Origin of the sequence: Geodermatophilus obscurus, assembly GCF_900115395.1 — a bacterium.
GTDB lineage: Bacteria > Actinomycetota > Actinomycetes > Mycobacteriales > Geodermatophilaceae > Geodermatophilus > Geodermatophilus obscurus_B.
The window spans coordinates 725,721-750,602 of sequence record NZ_FOWE01000001.1 but is presented as its reverse complement, the minus strand read 5'-3'; the positions used below and the strand labels follow the sequence as shown (position 1 = coordinate 750,602).

22 protein-coding genes are annotated in these 24,882 nt (G+C 73.1%); 13 read left to right on the top strand and 9 right to left on the bottom strand.

Translation table 11 applies throughout. The features are described 5' to 3' along the window. Positions 1–487: alcohol dehydrogenase catalytic domain-containing protein (locus BM165_RS03325; RefSeq protein ID WP_177225077.1), on the bottom strand; the 487-nt coding region annotated here is incomplete at its 3' end. Positions 488–678: 191 nt separating this feature from the next. Here BM165_RS03325 and glyA point away from each other — a divergent pair. From glyA to BM165_RS03295, 6 genes are read left to right on the top strand one after another with little or no spacing between them, the layout of a single operon-like run. Continuing rightward, the gene (gene glyA, locus BM165_RS03320; protein ID WP_075012028.1) at positions 679–2,007 is read left to right on the top strand and encodes a serine hydroxymethyltransferase; all 1,329 of its coding nucleotides are present in this window, start codon (positions 679–681) and stop codon (positions 2,005–2,007) included. Then, entirely contained in the window at positions 2,004–3,236 is a 1,233-nt protein-coding gene (locus BM165_RS03315; RefSeq protein WP_075012027.1) for a sarcosine oxidase subunit beta family protein, read from the top strand. The genes glyA and BM165_RS03315 overlap by 4 nt, the downstream gene beginning before the upstream one ends. A gap of 15 nt (positions 3,237–3,251) precedes the next feature. Next, positions 3,252–3,530 carry a sarcosine oxidase subunit delta gene (locus BM165_RS03310; RefSeq protein WP_075012026.1) on the top strand — a complete coding sequence of 93 codons (279 nt, stop codon included), beginning with the start codon at positions 3,252–3,254 and terminating at the stop codon, positions 3,528–3,530. Beyond that, positions 3,527–6,397: a 2Fe-2S iron-sulfur cluster-binding protein gene (locus BM165_RS03305; protein WP_075012025.1), complete on the top strand. Its 2,871-nt coding sequence runs from the start codon at positions 3,527–3,529 to the stop codon at positions 6,395–6,397. Before BM165_RS03310 ends, BM165_RS03305 begins: the two co-directional genes overlap by 4 nt. Beyond that, positions 6,390–6,974 carry a sarcosine oxidase subunit gamma gene (locus tag BM165_RS03300; RefSeq protein WP_075012024.1) on the top strand — a complete coding sequence of 195 codons (585 nt, stop codon included), beginning with the start codon at positions 6,390–6,392 and terminating at the stop codon, positions 6,972–6,974. Before BM165_RS03305 ends, BM165_RS03300 begins: the two co-directional genes overlap by 8 nt. A 53-nt stretch (positions 6,975–7,027) precedes the next feature. Then, on the top strand, positions 7,028–9,520 hold the full coding sequence (locus BM165_RS03295; protein ID WP_075012023.1) for a GcvT family protein: 2,493 nt from the start codon (positions 7,028–7,030) through the stop codon (positions 9,518–9,520). Positions 9,521–9,577: 57 nt separating this feature from the next. On the opposite strand, the gene BM165_RS03290 is transcribed toward BM165_RS03295, so the two are convergent. Further along, the gene (locus BM165_RS03290) at positions 9,578–10,246 is read right to left on the bottom strand and encodes a GntR family transcriptional regulator (protein WP_208976617.1); all 669 of its coding nucleotides are present in this window, start codon (positions 10,244–10,246) and stop codon (positions 9,578–9,580) included. Between the two features lie 143 nt (positions 10,247–10,389). Here BM165_RS03290 and BM165_RS03285 point away from each other — a divergent pair, with 143 nt between their 5' ends. Both BM165_RS03285 and purU read left to right on the top strand, forming a co-directional pair. After that, positions 10,390–11,763: an L-serine ammonia-lyase gene (locus BM165_RS03285; RefSeq protein ID WP_075012021.1), complete on the top strand. Its 1,374-nt coding sequence runs from the start codon at positions 10,390–10,392 to the stop codon at positions 11,761–11,763. A gap of 10 nt (positions 11,764–11,773) precedes the next feature. Further along, complete coding sequence (gene purU, locus BM165_RS03280) at positions 11,774–12,622, top strand: formyltetrahydrofolate deformylase (protein WP_075012020.1); 849 nt, start codon at positions 11,774–11,776, stop codon at positions 12,620–12,622. Between the two features lie 198 nt (positions 12,623–12,820). Here the strand turns inward: purU and BM165_RS03275 are convergent, their stop codons facing one another. From BM165_RS03275 to BM165_RS03260, 5 genes are all read right to left on the bottom strand, one after another. Then, entirely contained in the window at positions 12,821–14,224 is a 1,404-nt protein-coding gene (locus BM165_RS03275; protein ID WP_075012019.1) for a threonine/serine exporter family protein, read from the bottom strand. A gap of 553 nt (positions 14,225–14,777) precedes the next feature. After that, positions 14,778–14,927: a hypothetical protein gene (locus tag BM165_RS24620; RefSeq protein ID WP_177225076.1), complete on the bottom strand. Its 150-nt coding sequence runs from the start codon at positions 14,925–14,927 to the stop codon at positions 14,778–14,780. Positions 14,928–15,127: 200 nt separating this feature from the next. Next, positions 15,128–15,433, bottom strand: a complete 306-nt coding sequence (locus BM165_RS03270) for a hypothetical protein (protein WP_075012018.1) — start codon at positions 15,431–15,433, stop codon at positions 15,128–15,130. Positions 15,434–15,606: 173 nt separating this feature from the next. Further along, entirely contained in the window at positions 15,607–16,875 is a 1,269-nt protein-coding gene (locus tag BM165_RS03265; RefSeq protein WP_075012017.1) for a multidrug effflux MFS transporter, read from the bottom strand. Between the two features lie 146 nt (positions 16,876–17,021). Continuing rightward, positions 17,022–17,573, bottom strand: coding sequence for a substrate-binding domain-containing protein (locus tag BM165_RS03260; protein ID WP_075012016.1), 552 nt, complete (start codon positions 17,571–17,573; stop codon positions 17,022–17,024). Between the two features lie 173 nt (positions 17,574–17,746). On the opposite strand from BM165_RS03260, the gene BM165_RS03255 reads away from it, so the two are divergent. Then, a complete protein-coding gene (locus BM165_RS03255) occupies positions 17,747–18,409 on the top strand; it encodes a dihydrofolate reductase family protein (protein WP_083426976.1) in 663 nt (220 codons plus the stop codon). Between the two features lie 74 nt (positions 18,410–18,483). Here BM165_RS03255 and BM165_RS03250 read toward each other — a convergent pair whose 3' ends face one another. Both BM165_RS03250 and BM165_RS03245 read right to left on the bottom strand, forming a co-directional pair. Continuing rightward, positions 18,484–19,293 (bottom strand): phosphotransferase, encoded by an 810-nt coding sequence (locus BM165_RS03250; RefSeq protein ID WP_075012015.1) that lies wholly within the window; start codon positions 19,291–19,293, stop codon positions 18,484–18,486. Between the two features lie 40 nt (positions 19,294–19,333). Next, on the bottom strand, positions 19,334–20,281 hold the full coding sequence (locus BM165_RS03245) for a sugar-binding transcriptional regulator (protein ID WP_208976616.1): 948 nt from the start codon (positions 20,279–20,281) through the stop codon (positions 19,334–19,336). 193 nt (positions 20,282–20,474) lie between these two features. Between BM165_RS03245 and BM165_RS03240 the strand changes: the two genes are divergently transcribed. From BM165_RS03240 to BM165_RS03225, 4 genes are read left to right on the top strand one after another with little or no spacing between them, the layout of a single operon-like run. Beyond that, on the top strand, positions 20,475–21,806 hold the full coding sequence (locus BM165_RS03240; RefSeq protein ID WP_244273983.1) for an ABC transporter substrate-binding protein: 1,332 nt from the start codon (positions 20,475–20,477) through the stop codon (positions 21,804–21,806). A 37-nt stretch (positions 21,807–21,843) separates the two neighbouring features. Continuing rightward, positions 21,844–22,827 (top strand): carbohydrate ABC transporter permease, encoded by a 984-nt coding sequence (locus BM165_RS03235; RefSeq protein WP_075012012.1) that lies wholly within the window; start codon positions 21,844–21,846, stop codon positions 22,825–22,827. Beyond that, entirely contained in the window at positions 22,824–23,717 is an 894-nt protein-coding gene (locus tag BM165_RS03230; RefSeq protein ID WP_075012011.1) for a carbohydrate ABC transporter permease, read from the top strand. The genes BM165_RS03235 and BM165_RS03230 overlap by 4 nt, the downstream gene beginning before the upstream one ends. After that, positions 23,714–24,826, top strand: coding sequence for an NAD(P)-dependent alcohol dehydrogenase (locus BM165_RS03225; RefSeq protein WP_244273981.1), 1,113 nt, complete (start codon positions 23,714–23,716; stop codon positions 24,824–24,826). Before BM165_RS03230 ends, BM165_RS03225 begins: the two co-directional genes overlap by 4 nt. Positions 24,827–24,882 lie beyond the last annotated feature (56 nt).

The window sequence follows — 24,882 nt, the reverse complement described above, 5'->3', positions numbered from 1 at the left end:
CGCAGCCGAGCAGTCCGGCGGCGGTGGCCGGGGTCTCGGGGTCGACCTTCGTGCACTGACCGGAGTGCACCAGCGTCTTCTCCACGAACGCGCCGATGCCCAGCGCCGGGGACAGCTCGGTGCCGTCGGCCAGCGTCATCTGCTGCGTGGCGTTGTGGGTGTCGAAGCAGTAGTGCAGCCGGCCCTGGCGGCAGGCACGGCACTGGCCGCACACCGCCCGCCAGTTGAGGACGACGAAGTCGCCGACGGCCACGTCGGTGACGCCGTCCCCGACCGCGGCCACCGTGCCGGCCGCCTCGTGGCCGAGCAGGAACGGGAACTCGTCGTTGATGCCGCCCTCGCGGTAGTGCAGGTCGGTGTGGCACACCCCGCAGGCCTGCACGTCCACGACCGCCTCGCCGGGACCGGGGTCGGGCACCAGGACCGTCTCGACGCTGACCGGTGCTCCCTTGCCGCGGGCGACGACGCCCCTCACCTCGTAGGCCATGGCGGTCGATCTCCTGTCTCGGGGACGTGAGGGACGGCGCGTGGTGGCGCCTCCCCTGGTGGGTGCGCCGGCTGCGGGAGGGCGGGATGTCGTTGCCGCCACGCCCCTTGACCGTGCGCACCACCGAGCCTACGGTGTTGCACGACTGATATACCAGTCTTACCGCAAGTTGTGACAGGAGGGATCCCGGCATGGTCGTCCAGGTTGACGGAGCGCCACAGGCCCCGGCTGTCCGGGACCGCGTGCTCGACCGGTTGCTGGCGGACACCGACCCGGAGGTCTCCGCCGCGATCTCCGCCGAGCTGGTCCGGCAGCAGACCACGCTGGAGATGATCGCCAGCGAGAACTTCGCGCCGGTGGCCGTCATGCAGGCCCAGGGCTCGGTGCTGACCAACAAGTACGCGGAGGGCTACCCGGGTCGGCGGTACTACGGCGGCTGTGAGCACGTGGACGTCATCGAGCAGTTGGCCATCGACCGGCTCAAGGCGCTCTTCGGCGCGGAGTACGCCAACGTGCAGCCGCACTCGGGTGCGCAGGCCAACGCCGCGGCGATGTCCGCACTCCTGCAGCCCGGCGACACCATCCTGGGCCTCGACCTGGCCCACGGCGGTCACCTGACGCACGGCATGAAGCTCAACTTCTCCGGCAAGCTCTACGACGTCGCGGCCTACCACGTGCGGGCCGACGACCACCTCGTGGACATGGCCGAGGTGGAGCGCCTTGCCTTCGAGCGACGGCCCAAGCTCATCGTGGCCGGCTGGTCGGCCTACCCGCGGCAGCTGGACTTCGCCGAGTTCCGCCGGATCGCCGACGAGGTCGGGGCCCACCTGATGGTGGACATGGCGCACTTCGCCGGGCTGGTCGCCGCGGGGCTGCACCCCTCCCCTGTGCCGCACGCGCACGTGGTCACCTCGACGACCCACAAGACGCTCGGTGGCCCGCGGGGCGGCGTCATCCTGGCCACGGCCGACCTCGCCAAGAAGTTCAACTCGTCGGTCTTCCCCGGCCAGCAGGGCGGACCCCTCGAGCACGTCATCGCCGCCAAGGCGGTCGCCTTCAAGCTGGCCGGCGAGCCGGCCTTCCGCGAGCGCCAGGAGCGGACGCTCGCCGGCGCGCGGCTGCTGGCCGACCGGCTGCTGGCCCCCGACTCCCGCGCAGCCGGCATCGACGTGGTCAGCGGCGGTACCGACGTCCACCTCGTCCTGGTGGACCTCCGCGAGTCGGAGCTGGACGGCCGGCAGGCCGAGGACCGGCTGGACGCGATCGGCATCACCGTCAACCGCAACGCCGTGCCCTTCGATCCCCGCCCGCCGATGGTCAGCTCGGGGGTGCGCATCGGCACCCCGGCGCTGGCCGCCCGCGGCTTCGGCCTCGAGGACTTCGCCGAGGTGGCCGACGTGATCGCCCTCGCGCTGCGGCCCTCGGTGGGCGAGGAGCTGCTCGCCGAGCTCCGCACGCGGGTCACCCGGCTGGCCGACCGTCATCCGCTCTACCCCGACCTGACGGAGGTCCCCCGATGAGCCCCCGCACCCCCGGCGCGGACCTGCCAGAGCACCCGGACTCCCTGTGGCGGAGCCCGGAGCCCGAGCGCTCCTACGACGTGGTGATCGTCGGCGGCGGCGGCCACGGCCTGGCCACGGCGCACTACCTCGCCAAGAACCACGGCATCACGAACGTGGCGGTGCTGGAGAAGGGCTGGCTGGCGGGCGGCAACATGGCCCGCAACACCACGATCATCCGGTCCAACTACCTGTGGGACGAGAGCTCGGCCATCTACGAGCACGCGCTGCAGCTGTGGGAGGGACTCGAGGAGGACCTCGGCTACCCGATCCTGTTCAGCCAGCGCGGCGTGCTCAACCTCGCCCACACCCTCCAGGACGTCCGCGACAGCGTGCGCCGGGTCGAGGCCAACAAGCTCAACGGCATCGACGCCGAGTGGCTGGAGCCGGACGAGGTCCGCAAGATCTGCCCGGTCGTCAACACCTCGACCGACATCCGTTACCCGGTCCTGGGGGCGACCTACCAGCCACGCGCCGGCATCGCCAAGCACGACTACGTGGCCTGGGGCTTCGCCCGCCGGGCCGACGAGGCCGGCATCGACCTCGTCCAGGACTGCGAGGTCACCGGGTTCGACACCGACGGCGACCGGGTCACCGGGGTGCGGACCACCCGCGGCACCATCTCCGCCGGCACGGTCGCCCTCTGCGCGGCCGGCCACACCTCCGTGCTCACCGACATGCTGGGCATCCGCGTGCCGGTGCAGAGCCATCCGCTGCAGGCGCTGGTCTCCGAGCTGCTCGAGCCGGTGCACCCGACGGTGGTCATGTCCAACGCCGTGCACGTGTACGTCTCCCAGGCGCACAAGGGCGAGCTGGTCATGGGCGCCGGCGTCGACTCCTACAACGGCTACGGCCAGCGCGGGGCCTTCCACGTCATCGAGCGGCAGATGGCCGCCGCGGTCGAGTTGTTCCCGGTGTTCGCCCGGGCGCACCTGTTGCGCACCTGGGGCGGCATCGTCGACACCACTCCCGACGCCTCGCCCATCGTGGGTCGGACGCCGTACGACAACGTCTACCTCAACTGCGGCTGGGGCACCGGCGGGTTCAAGGCCACGCCCGGCATCGGCTCGGCCCTGGCGCACACCATCGCCCACGACGAGCCCCACCCGTACGTGGCGCCGTTCACCCTCGACCGCTTCGTCACCGGAGCGCTGGTCGACGAGCACGGCGCAGCCGCCGTCGCCCACTGAGCCAGGGAGTCTCCCGTGCAACTCATCGCATGCCCGTGGTGCGGCCCGCGCGAGGAGGTCGAGTTCTCCTACGGTGGCCAGGCCCACGTCCCGTACCCGGACGACCCGGGCGCGCTCTCCGACGAGGAGTGGGCGCACTACGTGTTCTTCCGCGCCAACCCCAAGGGCCGCTTCGCCGAGCGCTGGAAGCACAGCGCCGGCTGCCGCCGCTGGTTCAACGCGATCCGCGACACCGCCACCTACCGCTTCGAGCGCGTCTACCGGCTCGATGACCCGAAGCCGGTGATCCCGTGACCAGCACCCACCGCGCTCCCGAGGGTGGCCGCATCGACCGCGCGACCACCGTCGAGTTCACCTTCGACGGACAGACCCTCACCGGCCACCCCGGCGACACCCTGGCCTCGGCGCTGCTCGCCTCCGGCCGGCACCGGGTCGCCACGAGCACCAAGCTCGGCCGACCGCGCGGCATCGCCGCGGCCTGGGCCGAGGACCCGGGCGGTCTCGTGCAGATCGAGGAGCCCTTCCCCGAGCCCATGCTGCTGGCCACCACCGTCGAGCTCCACGACGGCCTGGCGGCCCACGGCCTGCCCGGGCAGGGCCGCCTCGCCGACGTCCCCGACTCCGCCCGCTACGACGCGGTCCACCACCACGCCGACGTGCTGGTCGTGGGCGCCGGACCCGCCGGTCTGGCCGCCGCGCTCACCGCCGCCCGGGCCGGCGCCCGCGTGGCCCTGGTGGACGAGCAGTCCGAGGCCGGCGGCTCCCTGCTGTCGGGCACCGACCGGCTCGACGGCGTCCCGGCGCTGCGGTGGGTCGCCGCGGCGGTCGCCGAGCTGGCCGGGCACCCGGAGGTGCTGCACCTGCAGCGCACCACCGCGTTCGGCAGCTACGACGACGGGTTCGTCCTGGCACTGGAGCGGCGCACCGACCACCTCGGTGCCGCCGCGCCCAAGCACGTCTCCCGCCAGCGGGTGTGGCGCATCCGGGCGCGCTCGATCGTCGTCGCGACGGGGGCGCACGAGCGTCCGGTCGTCTTCGCCGACAACGACCGCCCGGGGATCATGCTCGCCGGCGCCGCCCGGACCTTCCTGCACCGCTACGGCGTGCTGCCCGGTCGCCAGGCCGTCGTGTTCACCACGAACGACAGTGCCTACGACGCCGCCCTCGACCTGCACCGCGCGGGTGTGCGGGTGCAGGCGGTGGTCGACGCCCGTCCGGAGGGCTCACCGCGCCGGCGCGAGGAGTGCGAGCACGCCGGCATCCGCGTCCTGTCCGGTGCCGTCGTGACCGGCACCCAGGGCGTCGAGCGGGTCACGCACGCCCTCGTCGCCCCGTTCGCGGACGGGGAGGTCGGTGCCGGCAGCGCGATCGCCTGCGACCTGCTCCTGGTCAGCGGGGGCTGGAACCCCGCGGTGCACCTGTTCAGCCAGACCCGCGGCCGGCTCCGCTACGACGAGGCCCTCGGCGCGTTCCTCCCGGGGGAGCAGCTCGACGGCCTGGCCGTCACCGGCTCGGCCGCCGGCGTGTTCGACCTGGCCGGCTGCCTGGCCGACGGTCAGCGCGTGGCCGGCGCCGCGCTGGGCGCCCTGGCGATCCCGCCGGCGGGGGAGGACCGGCTGCCCACCGCCCCCGAGCCCGTCGTCCCGGCCGCGCCCCTGGTGCTGTGGCGGGTGCCGGACACCTCCGGCGCCGAGGGCAGCACCTCGTTCGTCGACCTGCAGCGGGACGCGACGGTCGCCGACATCGCCCGCGCGGTCGGCGCCGGCCTGCGCTCCATCGAGCACGTCAAGCGCTACACGACGATCGGGACGGCGCACGACCAGGGCAAGACGTCCGGCGTCCTGACCTCGGGGATCACCGCCGAGCTGCTGGGGATCCCGGTGCAGGACACCGGGACCACCACGTTCCGGCCGCCCTACACCCCGGTCGCCTTCGCCGCTCTGGCCGGCCGCGACCGTGGCCGGCTCTTCGACCCCGAGCGGGTCACCGCCCTGCACGAGTGGCACGTGGCGGCCGGGGCGGTCTTCGAGGACGTCGGCCAGTGGAAGCGTCCCCGCTACTACCCGCAGCCCGGCGAGGACATGGAGGCCGCGGTCCTCCGGGAGTGCGCCGCCGCCCGCACCGGCGTCGGGGTCCTCGACGGATCCACGCTCGGCAAGATCGACGTCCAGGGTCCCGACGCCGCCGTCCTCCTGGACCTGCTCTACACGAACCTGATGAGCAGCCTGAAGGTCGGTTCCGTCCGCTACGGGGTCATGTGCGGCGTCGACGGCATGGTGATCGACGACGGCACGGTGCTGCGCCTGGCCGAGGACCGCTTCCTCGTCCTCACCACCACCGGCGGCGCGGCGAAGATCCTCGACTGGATGGAGGAGTGGGCCCAGACCGAGTGGCCGGAGCTGCGCGTCCACTGCACCTCGGTCACCGAGCAATGGGTCACCCTCCCCGTCGTCGGTCCGCGGTCCCGCGACGTCGTCGGCACGGTCTTCCCGCAGGTGGACGTCTCCACCGAGGCGTTCCCGTTCATGACCTGGCGGGACACCACCCTCGACGGGGTGCCGGTCCGGCTGGCCCGGATCAGCTTCTCCGGCGAGCTCGCCTTCGAGGTGTACGTCAACCCCTGGTACGCGGTCGCGGTGTGGCAGCGGCTGCTCGAGGCCGGCCGCTCGTACGGCATCACGCCGTACGGCACCGAGACCATGCACGTCCTGCGCGCGGAGAAGGGCTACCCGATCATCGGGCAGGACACCGACGGCACCGTCACCCCGCACGACCTGGGCATGGCCTGGGCGGTGTCGAAGAAGAAGCCCGATTTCATCGGCAAGCGCTCCTTCGCCCGCCCGGCCAACTCCGACCCGCTGCGCAAGCAGCTGGTCGGGTTGTTGCCCGTCGACCGGCAGACCGTGCTGCCCGAGGGCTCGCAGATCGTGGAGTTCCTCGCCGACGGCCGGCTGCCGCCCCCACCTGTCCCGATGCTGGGCCACGTCACGTCCAGCTACCGCAGTGCCGAGCTGGCCCGCCCGTTCGCCCTGGCCCTGGTCAAGGGCGGCAGGTCGCGCATCGGCGAGACCGTCCACGTCCCCGTCAACGGCACCCTCGTCCCGGTCGAGGTCACCGGCCCGGTGCTCGTCGACCCCGAAGGAGCCCGCCGCGATGGCTGAGCTGCTGCGCACCCACCCGCTCGAGGGGTGGAGCACCCGGGTCGAGCGCCTACCCGACACCGTCCGCATCACGGTCGAGCCGTACGTGGCGATGGTCGACGTCCGCCTCGGGGCCGTTCCCGCCGAGGCGTCGGCGGCGCTGGGCGTCGACCTGCCGACGACTCCGAACACCTGGGTGCCGGCCGGCACGGGGCGGGCCGTCTGGTTCGGCCCCGACGAGTGGCTGCTCACCAGCACCACCGAGGCGCCGGAGGAGCTCGAGGCCCGCGTCCGCGCCGCCGTCGTCCCGCTGGGCGGGTCCGCGACGGACGTCTCCGCCCAGCGGATCGGCCTCCGGCTGACCGGTGCGCGGGTGCGCGACGTCCTGGCCAAGGGCTGCTCGATCGACCTCCACCCACGGGTCTTCGGCCGGGGCAGCAGCGCGCAGACGACCCTCGGCCAGGCGGGCGTCGTCCTGCTGGCCCTCTCCGACGCCGGCGACGACCACGGCGTCCTCGTCCGGTCGTCCTTGGCCGGCTACCTCGCCGACTGGCTGCTCGACGCGGCCCTCGAGTTCACCACGACTCCCGCCAGCTGACCCGCGCTCGTCGGCCAGCACCCCCGGATCCACCAGCAGTCAGGAGCAGTGCCATGTCCGCCACCCCTCGTGTGGTCGTCATCGGAGCGGGGATCGTCGGCGCCAACCTGGCCGACGAGCTGACCGCCCGTGGCTGGGACCGCGTCACCGTGGTCGACCAAGGACCCCTCCCGCTGACCGGGGGTTCCACATCGCACGCCCCGGGGCTGGTCTTCCAGACCAATGCCTCCAAGACGATGACAGCCTTCGCCCGTTACACGGTGGAGAAGTTCACGAGCATCGACGTCGACGGCGCCTGGTGCTTCAACCAGGTCGGCGGCCTCGAGGTCGCCACCACCCCGGAGCGGCTCACCGACCTGCACCGCAAGCAGGGTTGGGCCACCTCCTGGGGCGTGGAGTCCCAGGTGGTCGACGCGGACGAGTGCGTGCGGCTGCACCCGCTGGTCGACCGCGACCGCATCCTCGGCGGCCTGCACATCCCCACCGACGGCCTGGCCAGGGCTTCCCGGGCGGTCGTCGCGCTGGCCCGCCGCGCGGAGGCCCGGGGCGCCCGCTTCCAGGGCTCGACCCGGGTGACGGGTATCGAGCAGGTCGGCGGGCGGGTGACCGGCGTCCGGACCCCGGACGGGGTCATCCCCGCCGACGTCGTGGTCTCCTGCGCCGGTTTCTGGGGCCAGGAGCTCGGGGCCATGGTCGGGATGGACGTGCCGCTGCTGCCGTTGGCCCACCAGTTCGCCTGGACCGGCCAGGTGCCGGACCTGGTCGGCCGCAACGACGAGCTCAGCGAGGCGAGCCTGCCGATCCTGCGCCACCAGGACCAGGACCTCTACTACCGGGAGCGGGTCGACTGCCTGGGCATCGGGTCCTACGCCCACCGGCCGATGCCCGTCGACCTGCGTGAGCTGCCCCAGGGCAGCGATGACACGGACGTCCGGGGGTCGTCGATGCCCTCGATGTCGATGCCCTCGATGCTGCCCTTCACCGAGGAGGACTTCGCCCCGGTCTGGGAGCAGAGCCAGCTGCTGCTGCCCTCGTTGCGCTCCTCGAAGATCGACACCGGTTTCAACGGCATCTTCTCGTTCACGCCGGACGGTGGCCCGCTGATCGGGGAGTCATCGGACGTCGCCGGCTTCTGGATCGCCGAGGCGGTCTGGGTGACCCACTCCGCCGGGGTCGCCCGGGCGGTGGCCCAGCTGCTGGTGGACGGGCGCAGCGAGATCGACCTGCACGGCTGCGACGTGCACCGCTTCGAGGACGTCCAGCTCGGCCCGGAGTACGTCAGCGAGACCTCCCAGCAGAACTTCGTGGAGGTCTACGACGTCATCCACCCGCTGCAGCCGCGGTCGTCCCCGCGCGACCTGCGGGTGAGCCCGTTCCACGCCCGCCAGCAGGAACTCGACGCCGTCTTCCTCGAGGCCGGCGGCTGGGAGCGGCCGCACTGGTACGAGGCCAACGCGGACCTGGTGGCCGAGCTGCCGACGGAGTGGGTGCCGCCGGAGCGCGACGCGTGGGCGGGGCAGTTCTGGTCCCCGATCGCAGCGGCGGAGGCGTGGAAGACCCGCACTGCCGTGGCGATGTACGACATGACGCCGCTCAAGCGGCTCGAGGTCAGCGGCCCCGGCGCGCTCGACCTCCTGCAGCGGCTGACGACCGGTGAGATGGACAGGTCGGTCGGGGCGGTGACCTACGCACTCGCTCTCGACGAGGCCGGCGGCATCCGCAGCGACCTCACCGTCGCCCGGCTGGGCGACCAGCTGTTCCAGGTGGGGGCCAACGGTCCGCTCGACCACGACCACCTCCAGCGCCAGGCGCCCGACGACGGCACCGTCCAGATCCGGGACACCACCGGAGGCACGTGCTGCATCGGCCTGTGGGGCCCCCGGGCCCGTGACCTGGTCCAGCGGCTCAGCTCCGACGACTTCTCGAACGACGGGCTGAAGTACTTCCGGGCCAAGCGCGCCCGGATCGGCGGAGTGCCCGTGACGGCGATGCGGCTGTCCTACGTCGGCGAGCTCGGCTGGGAGCTATACACCAGCGCCGACAACGGTCAGCGGCTGTGGGACGTGTTGTGGCGTGCCGGGCAGGACCTCGGCGTGATCGCCGCGGGCCGGGCCGCGTTCAGCAGCCTCCGGTTGGAGAAGGGCTACCGCGCCTGGGGCCACGACATGACCACCGAGCACGACCCCTACGAGGCCGGTCTCGGCTTCGCCGTGCGCAAGCAGAAGAAGGCCGACTTCGTGGGCCGGCAGGCCGTCGCCGAGCTCAGCGACGACACGGTGAGCCGCCGCCTGTCATGCCTGACCGTCGACGACGGCCGCAGCGTCGTCCTCGGCCACGAGCCGGTGTTCCTCGACGGCCGACCGGTCGGGTACGTGACCAGCGCGGCCTTCGGGCACACCGTCGGCCGGCCGATCGCCTATGCCTGGTTGCCGGGCTCGACGACCGTCGGGACGAGCGTCGAGATCGAGTACTTCGGCACCCGGATCGCAGCCACCATCGCCGCCGAGCCGCTCGTCGACCCGGACATGACCCGGCTCCGCGGCTGACCAGGCCGTGGGGGCGCATCCCAGCATGGCTGGTGGTGCGGGGCAGGAGGTCCCCGGTCAGATCACCGCGCGGATCGCCCGTTCGAAGCCCAGGACGTGCTCACGGGCGAGGTCGTCAGCCCGATCGGCGTCGCCGGCGGCGATCGAGCGGAGCAGCTCCACGTGCTCCCCGACGTGCTCGTCCACCGTGGGCAGCCGGTCGAGGAACAGGCAGAAGATCCGCGTCGCAAGGTTGTCATAGCGGATCAGGACGTCCTCCAGGTGAGGATTGCCGGCCGCCCGGTAGATGGCGCGGTGCACCGCGAGGTCCCAGCGCATGAGCTCCGTCCGGTCGAGCTGGGCGATGTCGAGCTGCTGGATGTGCGAGGCCAGCTCGTCGAGCTCGGCATGTGCGGTGCGGACGGCTCGCTCGGCGGCTCGACGGGCGGCCAACGGCTCGAGCTGCGCGCGGATGTCGGAGATGTGCGCCAGGTCGGAGATGTCCATGCCCGTCGCAAACGTCCCCCGCCGCGGGTAGGACACCACGAGCCGGTCGCCCTCGAGGCGCTTCAGCGCCTCGCGGACCGGGGTCCGACCCACGCCGAGGTCCTTGGCCAGCTCGTCGTCGTCGATGGGATCGCCCGGGCGGATGTCGAGCATGATCAGCCGGTCTCGGATCGCCACGTAGGCCTTGTCCGCCAGGGATGTGGCAGCCGACGGGTCCAGCTCCAGCGGTGCGACGGTCACGAGCAGATCGTAGAGGTTGTCGGCCAACGGGTCTTGCCTCATTCGGGGGACCGACATACCTTAACTGTACAACTGATATACCAAAAGTGTCGCTGTTCGGCGGTGGTGGTGTCGCGACCACCGACAGGGAGAGGGAGGCACGGGTGACCATCAGCGCCTTCGACCTGTTCACGGTGGGGGTCGGCCCGTCCAGTTCGCACACGGTCGGTCCCATGCGGGCCGCCTGGGCCTTCACCTCGCGCCTGTCCGAGGAGGGAGTGCTCGGGCAGGTGGCCGGCGTGCGGTGCGAGCTGTTCGGATCGCTCGGCGCCACCGGGCACGGCCACGGCAGCGTGACGGCCGTCGTCCTCGGGCTGGAGGGGGAGCAGCCCGACCTCGTCGACCCGCTCGCGGCCGGGCCGCGGGTCGAGACCATCCGCCGCGAGGGGAAGCTCCGGCTGGCCGGCGAGCACCCCATCGCGTTCTCGGTGGACGACGACGTCGTCCTGCACCGGCGCAAGCGGCTGGAGTTCCACAGCAACGGGATGCGCTTCCTGGCCCTCGACGCCGGTGGGTCGGAGCTCCGCCGCCGCGAGTACTACTCGGTGGGCGGCGGCTTCGTCCTCGACCAGGACGAGGCCGGCAACCCGGTGATCGTCGAGGACAGCACGCCGGTGCGGTACCCCTTCCGCACCGGCGAGGAGCTGCTGGCGCACACCGGGGAGACCGGGTTGCGCATCAGTGACGTGATGCTGGCCAACGAGCGGTGCTGGCGGACGGAGGCCGAGGTCCGCGCAGGTCTGCTGCACGTCTGGTCGGTGATGCAGGAGTGCGTGGAGCGCGGCACCCGGACCTCCGGCGTCCTGCCCGGCGGGCTCGGGGTCCGCCGGCGCGCGGCCGCGCTGCGCGCCCAGCTGGAGGGTCAGCGCGACGAGACCGACCCCCTCCGCGCGATGGAGTGGGTGACCCTCTACGCCCTGGCGGTCAACGAGGAGAACGCGGCGGGCGGGCGGGTGGTCACCGCGCCGACCAACGGCGCCGCCGGCATCGTGCCGGCGGTCCTGCACTACTACCGCGACTTCATCGACTCCTACTCCGAGGACGGAGTCGTCCGGTTCCTGCTCACCGCCGCGGCGATCGGGCTGCTGTTCAAGGAGAACGCCTCGATCTCCGGTGCGGAGGTGGGCTGCCAGGGGGAGGTCGGCTCGGCCTGCTCCATGGCCGCCGCCGGCCTCGCCGAGGTCATCGGGGGGACCCCCGAGCAGGTGGAGAACGCCGCCGAGATCGGGATCGAGCACAACCTCGGCCTGACGTGCGACCCGGTCGGGGGGCTGGTGCAGATCCCCTGCATCGAGCGCAACGCCGTCGGCTCGGTCAAGGCGATCACCGCGGCTCGCATGGCCGTCCGCGGTGACGGGCGGCACCACGTCCCGCTGGACAAGGCGATCAAGACGATGCGTGAGACCGGCGCGGACATGAAGGACAAGTACAAGGAGACCGCCCGTGGCGGGCTTGCGCTCAACGTCGTCGAGTGCTGAGGAGGCACCCGTGTCCCACTCGTTCACCCTCACGCTGAGCTGTCAGGAGCGTCCGGGCATCGTGCACGCGGTCAGCTCGTTCCTCTTCCAGCACGGTTGCGACATCGTCGAGCACCAGCAGTTCGACGACGCTGCCCGCGGGCAGCTCTTCCTGAGGACGGCGTTCGTCTGCTCGCAGGACACCGACACCGACCGCCTGTCGGCGGACTTCCACGCGGTGGCACAGGAGTTCGGCATGACCTATCAGGTCGCCGGCGACCACCCACCGCGCGTACTCGTCATGGTGTCCAAGCTGGGCCACTGCCTCAACGACCTGATCTTCCGCTGGCGTGCCGGCAACCTGGGGGCCGACCTCGTCGCCGTGGTCTCCAACCACGAGGACCTGCGTCCGATGGCGGAGGCGGCCGGGTTGCCGTTCGTCCACGTGCCAGTGACGCCGGCGACCAAGCGGGAGGGCGAGGCGCGGCTGCTCGAGCTGGTCGACGAGCACCGGGCAGACCTGGTCGTGCTCGCCCGGTACATGCAGGTGCTCTCCGACGAGGCATGCGCCGCCCTGCACGGCCGGGCCATCAACATCCACCACTCCTTCCTGCCGGGCTTCAAGGGCGCCAAGCCCTACCACCAGGCTTTCGACCGCGGGGTGAAGCTGGTCGGCGCGACCGCGCACTACGTGACGCCGGACCTGGACGAGGGCCCGATCATCGAGCAGGAGGTCATCCGCATCGACCACACCTTCGATCCGCGTGCACTGGCCACCGTCGGTCAGGACGCCGAGGCCCTCGCGCTCTCCCGGGCCGTGCGCTGGCACAGCGAGCGGCGGGTGCTGCTCAACGGCCACAGCACGGTCGTCTTCCGGTGAACCGGCCGCAGGAGGTCTGATGCCTACCGGGACGGGGGCCACCGTGTCGGCCACCGGCGAACCCACGTCCCCGGGCCGCGCTGGACCGGGTCCACCGGTCTCCTCGGCCCCCGCGCCGACCTCGAGCCGGCGCACGGGGTGGGGGTGCGGGTACGCGGCAGACGGGTCCGGGATGCCGCCGCGCGACCGGTGGGCGGCTCAGTCGGCGGTCATGGCGCGCCGGCGGACCCGCTCGTCGTAACGGTCCCGCTCGCCGCTGACCGGCCTGCCGAGGTACCCGCCCAACGTGACGCCGGCGGCGAGAGCGAGACCGATGGCCAGGGCTCCGACGAGGGCGGCCAGTCCGCCGTCGATGTCGGCGTCGACGACGATGGTGAACAGGCCGTGGTAGATGGCCAGCCCGGGCAGCAGCGGGACGATGCCGCAGACGGCGACGAGCTGCGGTGGGACCCGTAGCCGCCGGGTCAGCGCCTCTCCGCAGAACCCGATGACCACGGCCGCCACCCCGCTGGCCAGTGCGGGACCGGCACCCAGTTCGCTGGCCGCCCAGAACGTCGTCCAGGCCAGCGCGCCGGCGATCGCGGCGAGGCCGACGGCGCGCGGGCGGGCGTGGCCGGCGAGGGCCCAGAACCCGGCGATCCCGGCCGACGCGGCCAGCGCGACGGGAAAGGACACCGGGGAGGGTGAGGTGTCGACGACGGTCAGCGGGAGCTGGGCGCGCTGGGCCAGGTCGAGGACACCGGCGATGCCCACGACGATGCCGGCCGTCAGGGTCACCACCTCGAAGGCCCGCGCCCCGGCGGTCACCGGGAAGCCGCTGATGGCGTCCTGGGCCGAGCTGACCAGGGACAGTCCGGCGAGGAGGACGACGATGCCGGCCGCGACGACCAGGGAGGTCCGGACGTCGACGTCCGAGACGGCCAGGAGGACGGCGACCCCCGTGGCGAGCGCGGCCCCGGCCACCTGCTGGAAGAAGACCGGCAGGCTCTGCCGGTTGAGCACCCGGATCACCTGCTCGATGAGGGCGGTGGTGAGCGCGGCGACGAGGGCTTCCAGCCACCCACCGCCGAGGACGAGCCCGAAGCAACCGGCCACGCCGGCCCAGGCCAGCGTGGTCACGATCCGGCGGTAGGTGACGGGCGCCGAGACCACCCGGTCCAGCCGGCGGTGTGCCTCCTGGACGTCGAGGTCGCCTGCGCCGATCGCACGGGCCAGATCGGTGATCCCCTGCAGGCGGGTGTAGTCGGTCCGGCTCATGCTCACGATCCGCATCGCGGTGAGCGGAACTGCGTCCTCCCGATCGAAGCTGACCGTGATGGAAGTGAACGTGATGTCGACCTGGCAGCTGGTCAGCCCGTAGGCGGCGGCGACCCGCAGCACCGTGGCGGTCACGTCGGCAGAGGGGGCCCCGACGGCCAGCATCGACGCTCCGATGCGCAGGGCCAGGCCCAGGGCGGCGTGTGCTGTGAGGTCGTCCATCCGGCTGGACTGGGCCCGCAGGCCGATCGGCGCGGTCGGCGGGCTGGTCCCCGCGATCGCCCGCCATGCCCGCTCGGGGAAACGCGCGTGCGGCATGCGGTGGTTCGGAGGCCAGGCGGGCACGCCTCCAGGCTATGGCGCGATTCCTGCCGACCCATCGTCACGCGAGGACTCGTCTACGACCTGCGCACCAGGGGCTCGCGAGCACGGACGCTCTCCGTCGTGGATCGTCGGGCCTGGATGCCCTCGAGGAGACGCTGTCGGTCGTCGATGACACGGAGGCGCCTGCCACATCCGTGAGGCGCATGCTGCTCGCGCACGGGGCGACGTGACACGTGGTGTCGAGGCGGTCCGTCGGCTGCGGCCGTGAGCGACGGGCCGCCCCACGAGCGGGTCCTCACGCCGCCGGCGAGGCGAGCCCTTGCCGAGAGGTTGCCCGAGGCGGTCGCGGCAGCGGTCATCGACTTCGTCACCACGACGCTCGTCATGAGCCCGCGGAGGGCCGGAATGCCGCTCCGCGGCGAGCCGGCCGGGATCTGGCCAACTCGCCGCGGGACCTACCGCGGGCTGTACCGGGTCGTGGAAGAACCGCGTGAGGTCGTCGTCCTCGGGGTCGATCACCGACGCGACGTCCACCGGTCCGGCTCAGCGCCCGTCTCCACCGAGTTCCCCGTCGTCATCCGCCGAGGACGGCGCCGAGGATGTCCGCGGCCTCGCGCGAGACGTCGGGTGAGACGTGCCCGTCGACGTCGCCGGTGATCGCGATCGGGGAGTGGCCGAGTATGTCCGGCACCACCCCGAGCGGGACGCCGGAGGTGAGCACCACGCTGGCGGGTGGGCACCTCACCGGACTCCGGCAGCGTCTCGTGCGGCTGCACGAGGCGATGGCTTCGGCTGCTCGTGGCTCTCCACGACCGGTGCGTGGTTCGGCCGCTCAGGACGTCCTGCCGGCAGCGGGCGTGCAGAACGGGGCTCCTCGTCGCGGCGCGGCTGGCAGCCCCGGCGTGCCTGCGGCGACCCGTTCGGTCAGGGCAGCCGCGGGAGCAGCGCCCGGGCGAACACCTCGGCCGCCGGGTCCACCGGCTCGTGCGCCGCCGCGGCGCGCAGCCAGCTCGCCAGAGGCGCGGCGAGCGCGGGGGAGAGGGCGGCGATCCACGCACCGGTCCCAGCCCGTGCCTCGGCCACGTGCTCGGTGTTCCCGCCGGGGAGGTGCGCGACCACCTCCGGGCGGGTCGCCAGCAGTCCGCGGGTCCGCCAGTCGCCATGGGTCGTCCGGGCGGCCAGTGCATCCAGCCGGTCGGCCGCCGTCCGCAGCAGCAGTTCGGGATCCACGGCCGGATGGTGCCCGACGGCTGTCAGACGGAGGAGGCCCCGAGGCCACGGCCACCGACGCCTTCGACGGCCGAGCCCTCCCGGTCGTCCGGCCGACCGGCCTGGGGGACCACCGTCCGGGTCACCGCCGAGGGCTGCGACCCGGTCACCGCCCGAGCGCTGGCCGTCGCGTCTCAGTGGGCGACCTGCCCGACGGCCGGCGCGTCGGGCAGGTCGGACAGCTGCCACGGCCGGACGACGGTGACCAGCACCAGCACGCCCAGCGCCAGCCCGGCCCCCATGGTGAGCGCCATCGCCGTGGCGTCGTTGCCCAGCACGCCGACGAGCGGGGAGACCGCGGCGCCGATGCCGAACTGCACGGCGCCCAGGAGGGCGGCCGCGGAGCCCGCGGTCTCGCCGTGTGCGGCCAGCGCCAGCGCCGGGGCGTTGGGCAGCGCGAGCCCGACGGCGGCGAGCACCGCCCACAGCGGGACGACGACGCCGGCGAGCCCGCCCCATCCGCCGGCCGCCAGGCCCAGCAGGACCAGCCCCGCGATGGTCCCGCCCAGCATGGCGACCGACAGCACCTGCGCGGGGGACCAGCGGCGCAGCAGGACCGGGTTGAGCTGGGTCGTGCCGATGAGGAAGAAGGCGCCGGCGCCGAACAGCATGCCGAACTGCTGCTCGTCGAGGCCGAACTGGCGCTGGTAGACGAAGGAGGACCCCGACACGTAGCTGAACAGCCCGGCCATCGTCAGCCCGGCCACCAGGACCAGCCCGACGTAGACCCGGTCCCGGAGCAGCCCCCGGTAGGTGCGCAGGGTCCCGGCGATCCCACCGGTCACGCGGCGGCCCGGCGGCAGGGTCTCGGGGACGGCGAGCGCGCCGACGACGAGCAGCAGCAGGCCGTAGAGCGCCAGGACGGCGAACACGCCGCGCCAGGAGGTGATCCGCAGCAGCTCCCCGCCGACCGTGGGGGCCAGCACGGGAGCGGCGCCCATGACCAGGAACAGCCGGGACAGCATGGTCGCGGCCGCCCGCCCCTCGAACAGGTCCCGGACGATGGCCATGGCGACCACCCCACCGGCGGCGCTGCCCACGCCCTGCAGGACGCGGAGGACGCCGAGCACCTCCACGGTCGGTGCGACCAGGACGAGCAGCGAGGCCACCACGTGCAGCGCGGTCCCCGCCAGCAGCGGACGGCGCCGGCCGAGCGCGTCGGAGAGCGGCCCGATGACCAGCTGCCCCAGGGCGAGCCCGACCAGCGTGCCGGTCAGCGTCAGCTGGACCATCGGGGAGCTGGTGCGCAGGTCGGTGGCGATGGCGGGCAGCGCCGGCAGGTACATGTCGATGGTGAACGCGCCGACGGCGACGAAGGCGCCGAGGACGAGTGCCAGCAGCGCCCGGCGCGGCGCGGGGACGTCCTCGCGCACGGCGGTGCTGCGGTCCTGGGTGGCGGTCACCGTTAGTCCCCCTGGGCGCGCGGCAGCGCCCCGTGTCGACTGTCGTTGCAGAGGACAAGCATCACCGGTCGTCGGCCATTCCACGCCCCGGAGGACGGGGGAGCGGGCGGCGCGGGTCAGGGCGTCGCGGGTCAGGGCGTCGCGGGTCAGGGCGTCGTCGGGGTCCGGCCGACGACGGCGGCGACCGTGCGGCTCAGCCCGCGAGGCCCGGCCCCGGGGGCGCGGTGGACGAGCGAGGTGGCCTGGGTGCGGTGGAGGTCGGCCACGCCCTCGCCGGCGATGAGGGCCAGGAGCATGTCGGCGGCCTCCTTGCCCATCCGCCGGATCGGCTGCTGCACCGTGGTCAGCGGGGGGTCGGCGACAGCGGACTCCGGGATGTCGTCGAAGCCGACCACCGAGAGCTGACGCGGCACGTCGAGCCCGAGCTCGGCCGCGACCTCCACCGTCACCAGCGCCGAGAGGTCGTCGGCCGCGAACACCGCGGTCGGCGGGGACGGGCGCGAGAGCAGGTCGCGGGCCGCCTCGCGCGCGATCTCCGGCTCGAAGCCGCCGGACCGCACCAGGTCCTCGTCCACGGGCAGCCCCGCGGCGACGAGCGCCTCGCAGTAGCCCTGCTCCCGCTGCTGCGCGGACAGCAGGTCCGAGCGTCCCGTGACCATGCCGATGCGGGTGCGCCCCAGCCCGATGAGGTGCTGCACGCGAGCCGGGCGCCCTGCAGGTTGTCGGCGGCGACCGAGGGCAGCCCGGCGGGGCCGGTGTGCGGATCGGCGCAACCCCGACCGGCCGTGCCCAGCGGAGCCGGCGGGACCGATGAGATCCCCCGCGCGCGCCGGTCCGAGCTCCCGGACCGGGTCGTCGACCAGGAGGACGCATGCGGAAGATCGTCGTGCACATGATGCTGTCGCTGGACGGCTGCTTCGAGGGGCCGGACCACGACCTGAGCTGGCACCGCGTCGACGAGGAGCTGCACGCGCACTTCAACGAGCAGCTCGCGACCGCGAGCGCCTTCGTCGAGGGCCGGGTCACCTACGAGCTCATGGAGGCGTTCTGGCCGACGGCCGACCAGGACCCGGACCTCCCGCCCGTGATGCACGAGTTCGCCGGCATCTGGCGGGCGGTGCCGAAGATCGTGTACTCCCGCACGCTGCGGGAGGTCGGCCCCAACGCCTCGCTGCGGGCGGAGGTGGACCCCGGCGAGATCCGCGCGCTGAAGCAGCAGCCCGGCGGGGACATGACGCTCGGCGGGGTCGACCTGGTCGAGACCTTCCGCCGGCTGGACCTGGTCGACGAGTACCGGCTCTACGTCAACCCGGTCGTCGTCGGCCGCGGTCGACGGCTGTTCGAGACCGCCGACGAGCCGACCGACCTCGAGCTGGTGGAGAACCGGCGGTTCGGCAACGGGGTCGTCCTGCTGCGCTACGCCGTCCGACGGCCCCAGGACCTCGCCCCGGCATCGTCGGGACAGGAGCAGGAGCCGGGTCGGGGTGAGGACGGTCGGGAGCTCCGGCCGGTCCCGGCTGCGGGGTCCGACTGACCGGTCCCGTCCGCCGGCGTCGGGCGGGGTGCAGGGGCGCCGGCGGTCGACCGGTCACGCCCTGAGGCACGGGATCAGGTCAGCGCCCTGCGCAGCGCGTCGCCGTTCTCGACGTACCACTGGCGCGTCTCCCGGGCCCGCACCATCGCCCCGTTCGCCCAGTAGTCGGAGAAGGCGGCGTGGCCCCCCGCGGCGGCCGTGCCGACGATGTCGTAGGACCAGTCGTGGTTGTGCAGGACCGCGGTGACCACCTGCTCGCGGTCCGCGGCGGTCAGCCCGTATGCGTCGGCGAACAGCCGGAAGCGGCCGAGCGCCCGCCCGCGCCGGGCGTCGCCGATGTGCCGGTCCGGCCGCAGCGGTGCCCACAGCCGTGCGGCGCCGGCGACGTCCCAGACCCGGCTGCCGGGGCTGGCCAGGTCGAAGTCGATGAGGGCGGCGGCCCGTCCGTCCCGGAAGACGACGTTGTCGAGGTTGACGTCGTTGTGGGTCACGAGCTCGCCGCTGAAGGGGGACGGGGGGTGCGGCGGCCACACGTGTCCCGCCGGGTCGAAGGTGCTCACCGCCCGGTGGTAGTCGCGCAGCAGGTGGGCGACGCTGACCAGCGCGTCGTCGGTGAGGGCCCAGGCCGGGTAGGGCGGCGTCACGGCGGTGCCGGGGACGTAGGAGAGGACCTCCCGGCCCCGGCCGTCCACGCCGAGGACCCGTGGGGCGCCGGTGAAGCCGACGTCGGCGAGGTGTCGCAGCAGGGCGTGCGTGGCCGCGGTGGTGTCGCGGCGGGGCCGGCGGACGGTGTCCCCGACGCGCACCACCTGCCCGCGGTTGGCGGTGCCCCCGACGAGGGGGACCTCGTCGGCGGTCCCCGCGGTCCCGGTCACCTCGCGCATGGGCCTCCTCCGGGCGGTGGTCGCCGGCGTCCGCGGGTCCTCACTCCTCGAGCACGGCGGAAGCGAGGGCCGCGTGGGTCACGATGCCACCGACCAGGCCGCTGAGGAGGGAGGCGCGGACGGCCAGGGCCTTCGCCACGCCGTAGGGGATGGTGATGACCTCGGGGATGGCCCGCATCTCCTCCGCGCTGATCCCGATCATGCGCTCGGACAGCTGCGTGGTGACCGGCTCGCCGTCGGCCGACAGGAACACCCCCGACACGTCCGCGCAGACCCCGAGCCGCACGAGGGCGGCGCGGTCGTCCTCGGGCAGGGCGTCGTGGAGGACCGAGAGGCCCGGCGCCCACAGGCCGACCCCCGCCACCGCCTTGGTCACCGCCGGCAGGTGCGCGAACGCCCGGGCCACCTCGGGCTGCTGGCGCAGGGCGCGCGCGGTGGCGGCGTCGGGGACCGTGAAGGGCGCGTAGAAGACGTGCGCCGCACCGCCCGACGCGCTGGCCACCTCACGCACGACGTCGACGGAGGTGTCGGGCCCGCCGGGCAGGGACATGGCGCCGGTGAGCTGGACGACCGGCGTCCCGGGCAGCGGCGGCAGGGCGCGGGCCATCGCGCTGACCGCCCGGGCCCAGGCCAGGCCGAGCACGTCCTGCGGTGTGATCACCTCGGCGAGCAGCTGCGCCGCCGCCCGCCCGAGGTGGTCGCGGAGCGACGCCGCGTCGTCGTCGGGGGTGTCCAGGACGATGGCGTGCTGGAGCCCGAAGCGGTCCCGCAGGCGCGCCGAGAGGTCGACGTCGATCTCCCCCTCGTGCCGGATCTCGATGCGGACCAGTCCGCTCTGACGCGCGGTGTCGAGGATGCGGGCGACCTTGAAGCGGCTCAGGCCGAACTCGTCGGCGATCTCGACCTTCGACCGGCCGTCGAGGTAGTAGCGGCGGGCGATCGTCGCCGTGAGGACCACCTGCGCCGGGCCACCCGGCTCTCCTGCCACGGAACCCCTCCTGCTCATCTGAGCGCGCAGAGGCTCACTATCCCACGAGCCTTGACGCCGTCAGCCGGACGTATGAGACTCACGTCACTCACATCTGAGGGGACCGGTGCTCAGATGAGCACGCCCATCGATGGCTGCCTCGGGATAGGACCGGACCGTGCACAGACGCACCCGCCTCGCACCCGCCGTGACCGTGTCGACCGCCGTAACCCTCGTGCTCACCGGGTGCGCCGGCTGGGGCGGAGGGCCCAGCGGCGGCGGACCGGACACCATCGACGTGCTGATGGTCAACAACCCGCAGATGGTCGACCTGCAGCAGCTCACCGCGGAGCACTTCACCGCGGAGACCGGGATCACGGTCAACTTCACGACGCTGCCGGAGAACGACGTCCGGGACAAGATCAGCCAGGAGTTTTCCAGTCAGGCCGGCCAGTACGACGTCGCGACGCTGAGCAACTTCGAGATCCCCATCTACGCCCGCAGCGAGTGGATCGCCCCGCTGGACGAGTACGTCGAGGCCGATGCGGAGTTCGACCAGGACGACGTCCTCGCCCCGCTGACGGCGTCGCTGTCCGGTGACGACGGCCGGCTCTACGGGGAGCCGTTCTACGGCGAGTCCTCGTTCCTCATGTACCGCCGGGACGTCCTGGAGGCCGCGGGGATCGAGATGCCCGCCGCCCCGACGTGGCAGGAGGTCGCCGACATCGCGGCGGCCGTCGACGGCGTCGAGCCGGGGATGGCCGGCATCTGCCTGCGCGGCCAGCCCGGCTGGGGCCAGGTCTTCGCCCCGCTGACCACCGTGGTCAACACCTTCGGCGGCACCTGGTTCACCGAGGACTGGGAGCCCCGGGTCGACAGCGCGGAGTTCCGCGAGGCCGTCACCTTCTACGTCGACCTCGTCCGCGAGCACGGCGAGGTCGGCGCCCCGCAGGCCGGCTTCACCGAGTGCCTCAACAACGTGGTCCAGGGCAACGCGGCGATGTGGTACGACGCGACGTCGGCGGCCGGGTCGCTGGAGTCCGCCGACTCCCCGGTGCGGGGCCTGATGGGCTACGCGCCGGCGCCGGTGGTCGAGACCGACAGCTCCGGCTGGCTGTACGCCTGGTCGTGGAGCATCCAGCAGGCGAGCGCGAAGAAGGACGCCGCCTGGGAGTTCATCTCCTGGGCCTCCAGCGCGGAGTACGAGCAGCTGGTCGGCGAGGAGCTCGGCTGGTCACGCGTCCCCGCCGGCAAGCGCGCGTCGACCTACGAGAACCCCGACTACCTCGCCGAGGCCTCCGCGTTCGCCGAGCCCACGCTGGCGGCCATCGAGGCCGCCGACCCGAACGACCCCGGCGTGCAGCCCCGCCCCGCCCCCGGCATCCAGTTCGTGGGCATCCCGGAGTTCCCGGACCTGGCCACCCAGGTGTCCCAGGACGTCAGCTCCGCCATCGCCGGCCAGATGACGGTGGACGAGGCACTGCAACGGGGGCAGGAGCTCGCCTCGGACGTCGCCGAGCGCTACCGGGAGCGGGATTCGGGTTGACCGGGCCGGCAGGACCACACCAGGGGAAGGCAGCGGGATGAGCACCAGCACCCTCCAGACCAGCCGCGGGCGCGACCAGCAACCGCCGCCACCGCCGCCACCACCGCCACCCTCGGGTGGGGCGCTCCGCCGGACGTCGGACTGGGCGCGGCGGGCACCGCTGCTGCCGGCGCTGGTGTTCACGATCATCGTCACCCAGCTGCCGTTCGTCGTCACGCTGGTCGTCTCGTTCATGGACTGGAACGCCTACTACCCCGACGAGCGCGGCTTCGCCGGGTTCGGCAACTACGCGGACGTGCTGACCGACGTCAACATGCGCCGGGCGATCCTCGTCACCGTCATCCTCACCGTGGTCGTCGTGCTGGTCAGCCTGCTGCTGGGGCTGGGCATCGCGCTGCTGCTGGACCGGAAGTTCCGGGGTCGCGGCATCGTCCGCACGATGATGATCACGCCGTTCCTCGTCGTCCCGGTGGCCGCGGCGCTGCTGTGGAAGCACGCCCTGTTCAACCCCGAGTACGGCCTGCTCAACGGCACCCTCACCGGGATCTGGCGGCTGTTCGGCTCCGACAACGCGCCGCAGCCGGACTGGATCACCGCGGCCCCGCTGGTCGCGGTCGAGGTCGCGCTGATCTGGCAGTGGACGCCGTTCATGATGCTGATCCTGCTGGCAGGGCTGCAGAGCCGGCCGCTGGACGTCATCGAGGCCGCCCGCATCGACGGTGCCAGCACGTGGCAGATCTTCCGCTACATGACCTTCCCGCACCTGCGCCGCTACCTGGAGCTCGGCGGCCTGCTGGGGTCGATCTACATCGTCCAGAACTTCGACGCCGTCTTCACGATCACCTCGGGCGGCCTGGGCACGGCGAACCTGCCCTACGTGATCTACCAGACCTTCTACCAGGCCCACGACTACGGCCGGGCGTCCGCCGCGGGCGTCGTCGTCGTCATCGGCACGATCGCCATCGCCACGCTGGCGCTGCGGACGGTGTCGACGCTGTTCCAGGAGGAGAACGCGCGATGAGCTCGATCACCGACGTGGCACCGGTCCCTGCCACCCGCACGGCGCAGGGCGAGCCGCGCCGCGCGCGCAAGCCGCGCTCCGGCGCCCTCCTCGGGGTGGCCGCCTGGCTGATCGGGTTCCTCTTCGTCGTCCCGGTCCTCTGGATGGTGCTGACGTCGTTCCACAGCGAGGAGGACGCCGCGACCAACCCGCCGTCGCTGTTCGCGCCGCTGACCGTCGACGGCTACCGGGAGTTCTTCGGGGTCGGCACCGGCACCAACCCGTGGCCGTCGCTGGCGAACTCGATGACCGCCAGCGTGGTCTCCACGGTCATCGTGCTGCTCCTGGCCATCCCGGCCGCCTACGCGCTGTCGATCAAGCCGGTGCGCAAGTGGACCGACGTGATGTTCTTCTTCCTGTCCACGCGCATGCTGCCGATCGTGGCCGGGCTGCTGCCCATCTACCTGTTCGCCCAGTTCACCGGGCTGCTGGACAACATCTGGCTGTTGATCGTCCTGTACACGGCGATGAACCTGCCGATCGCGGTCTGGATGATGCGGTCGTTCCTCGCCGAGGTGCCGGTGGAGATGCTGGAGGCGGCGTCCATGGACGGCGCGTCCCTGGTGCGCACGCTCCGCTCGGTGGTGGCGCCCGTCGTCCTGCCGGGCATCGCCGCCACGTCGCTGATCTGCTTCATCTTCAGCTGGAACGAACTGCTCCTGGCCCGGACGCTGACCGGCACCGTGGCGCAGACCGCGCCCGTCTACCTGACCGGCTTCGTCACCAGTCAGGGGCTGTTCCTGGCCCAGGTCTGCGCGGCCGCCTTCGTCGTGTCGCTGCCCGTGCTCATCGCCGGCTTCGCCGCCCAGGACAAGCTGGTGCAGGGGCTGTCGCTGGGCGCGGTCAAGTGAGCCGGCCCGCGGTCCTCGCGCCGGACGGCGGGCAGCAGGGCGCCACGGTGCCGGCCACGGTCCCGGCCACGATGCCGGCCACGATGCCGGCCACGATGCGGGCCGCCGTGCTGCGCGGGCCCGGGGACGTGGTGGTGGAAGAGCGGGCGGTGCCCCGGCCGGGCCCCGGCGAGGTGGTGGTCCGCGTCTCCTCGGTCGGGGTCTGCGGTTCGGACACGCACTACTACGACCACGGGCGCATCGGCCGGTTCGTCGTCGAGTCCCCGCTGGTGCTCGGGCACGAGGCGGCGGGGGAGGTGGCCGCCCTCGGCCCCGGCGTCACCTCCCCGGCGGTCGGGCAGCGGGTCTCGGTGGAACCGGGGGTCCCGGACCTGACCTGCCCGCAGTGCCTGGCCGGCCGGTACAACCTCTGCCCGGGCATGCGGTTCTTCGCGACCCCGCCGATCGACGGCGCGTTCGCCGAGTACGTCGTCGTGCACGCGGCCTTCGCCCACCCGGTGCCCGACACCGTCGGCGACGACGCCGCCGCGCTGCTCGAACCCCTCTCGGTCGGCATCTGGGCCTGCCGCAGGGGCGGGGTGGGCCCCGGCTCCCGGGTGCTGGTCACCGGGGCCGGGCCGATCGGGCTGGTCAGCGTCCAGGCGGCCCTCGCCTTCGGCGCCACCGAGGTCGTCGTGTCCGACGTCAACCCCGCCCGGCTGGCCCTGGCCCGCGACCTCGGCGCCACCGAGGTCGTCGATGCCCGCACGGCCCGGGTCACCGACCTGCCGCGCCCGCCCCAGGTGCTGCTGGAGTGCTCCGGTCACCCCGGGGCGACCGGTGAGGCCGTCCGCGCCCTGGACCGGGCGGGCCGGGCGGTCCTGGTCGGCATGGGCGGCGACGAGCTGGCCCTGCCGCTGTCGGTGGTGCAGGAGCGCGAGCTCGAGGTCACCGGCACCTTCCGCTACGCCGGCACCTGGCCGACGGCGATCCCGCTCGTCGCGGCCGGCCGGATCGACCTCGACCGCCTGGTCACCGGCGCCTACGGCCTCGACCAGGCCGAGGCCGCCCTGACCGCCGGCCGCACCGACCCGGAGTCGGTGAAGGTCGTCGTCCACCCGCAGGTCTGACCCCGCTCCGAGCACAGGAGGACACCCGCGATGACCACCGTCCCCGGCGACCCGTC

Excerpts from the sequence above, each read along its gene's own strand:
- BM165_RS03230 (WP_075012011.1), top strand. The coding sequence starts at position 22,824 with ATGAGCTCGATCACCGACGTGGCACCGGTCCCTGCCACCCGCACGGCG.
- BM165_RS03300 (WP_075012024.1), top strand. The coding sequence starts at position 6,390 with ATGGCTGAGCTGCTGCGCACCCACCCGCTCGAGGGGTGGAGCACCCGG.
- BM165_RS03255 (WP_083426976.1), top strand. The coding sequence starts at position 17,747 with ATGCGGAAGATCGTCGTGCACATGATGCTGTCGCTGGACGGCTGCTTC.
- glyA (WP_075012028.1), top strand. The coding sequence starts at position 679 with ATGGTCGTCCAGGTTGACGGAGCGCCACAGGCCCCGGCTGTCCGGGAC.
- BM165_RS03315 (WP_075012027.1), top strand. The coding sequence starts at position 2,004 with ATGAGCCCCCGCACCCCCGGCGCGGACCTGCCAGAGCACCCGGACTCC.
- BM165_RS03295 (WP_075012023.1), top strand. The coding sequence starts at position 7,028 with ATGTCCGCCACCCCTCGTGTGGTCGTCATCGGAGCGGGGATCGTCGGC.
- BM165_RS03235 (WP_075012012.1), top strand. The coding sequence starts at position 21,844 with ATGAGCACCAGCACCCTCCAGACCAGCCGCGGGCGCGACCAGCAACCG.
- BM165_RS03250 (WP_075012015.1), bottom strand. The coding sequence starts at position 19,293 with ATGCGCGAGGTGACCGGGACCGCGGGGACCGCCGACGAGGTCCCCCTC.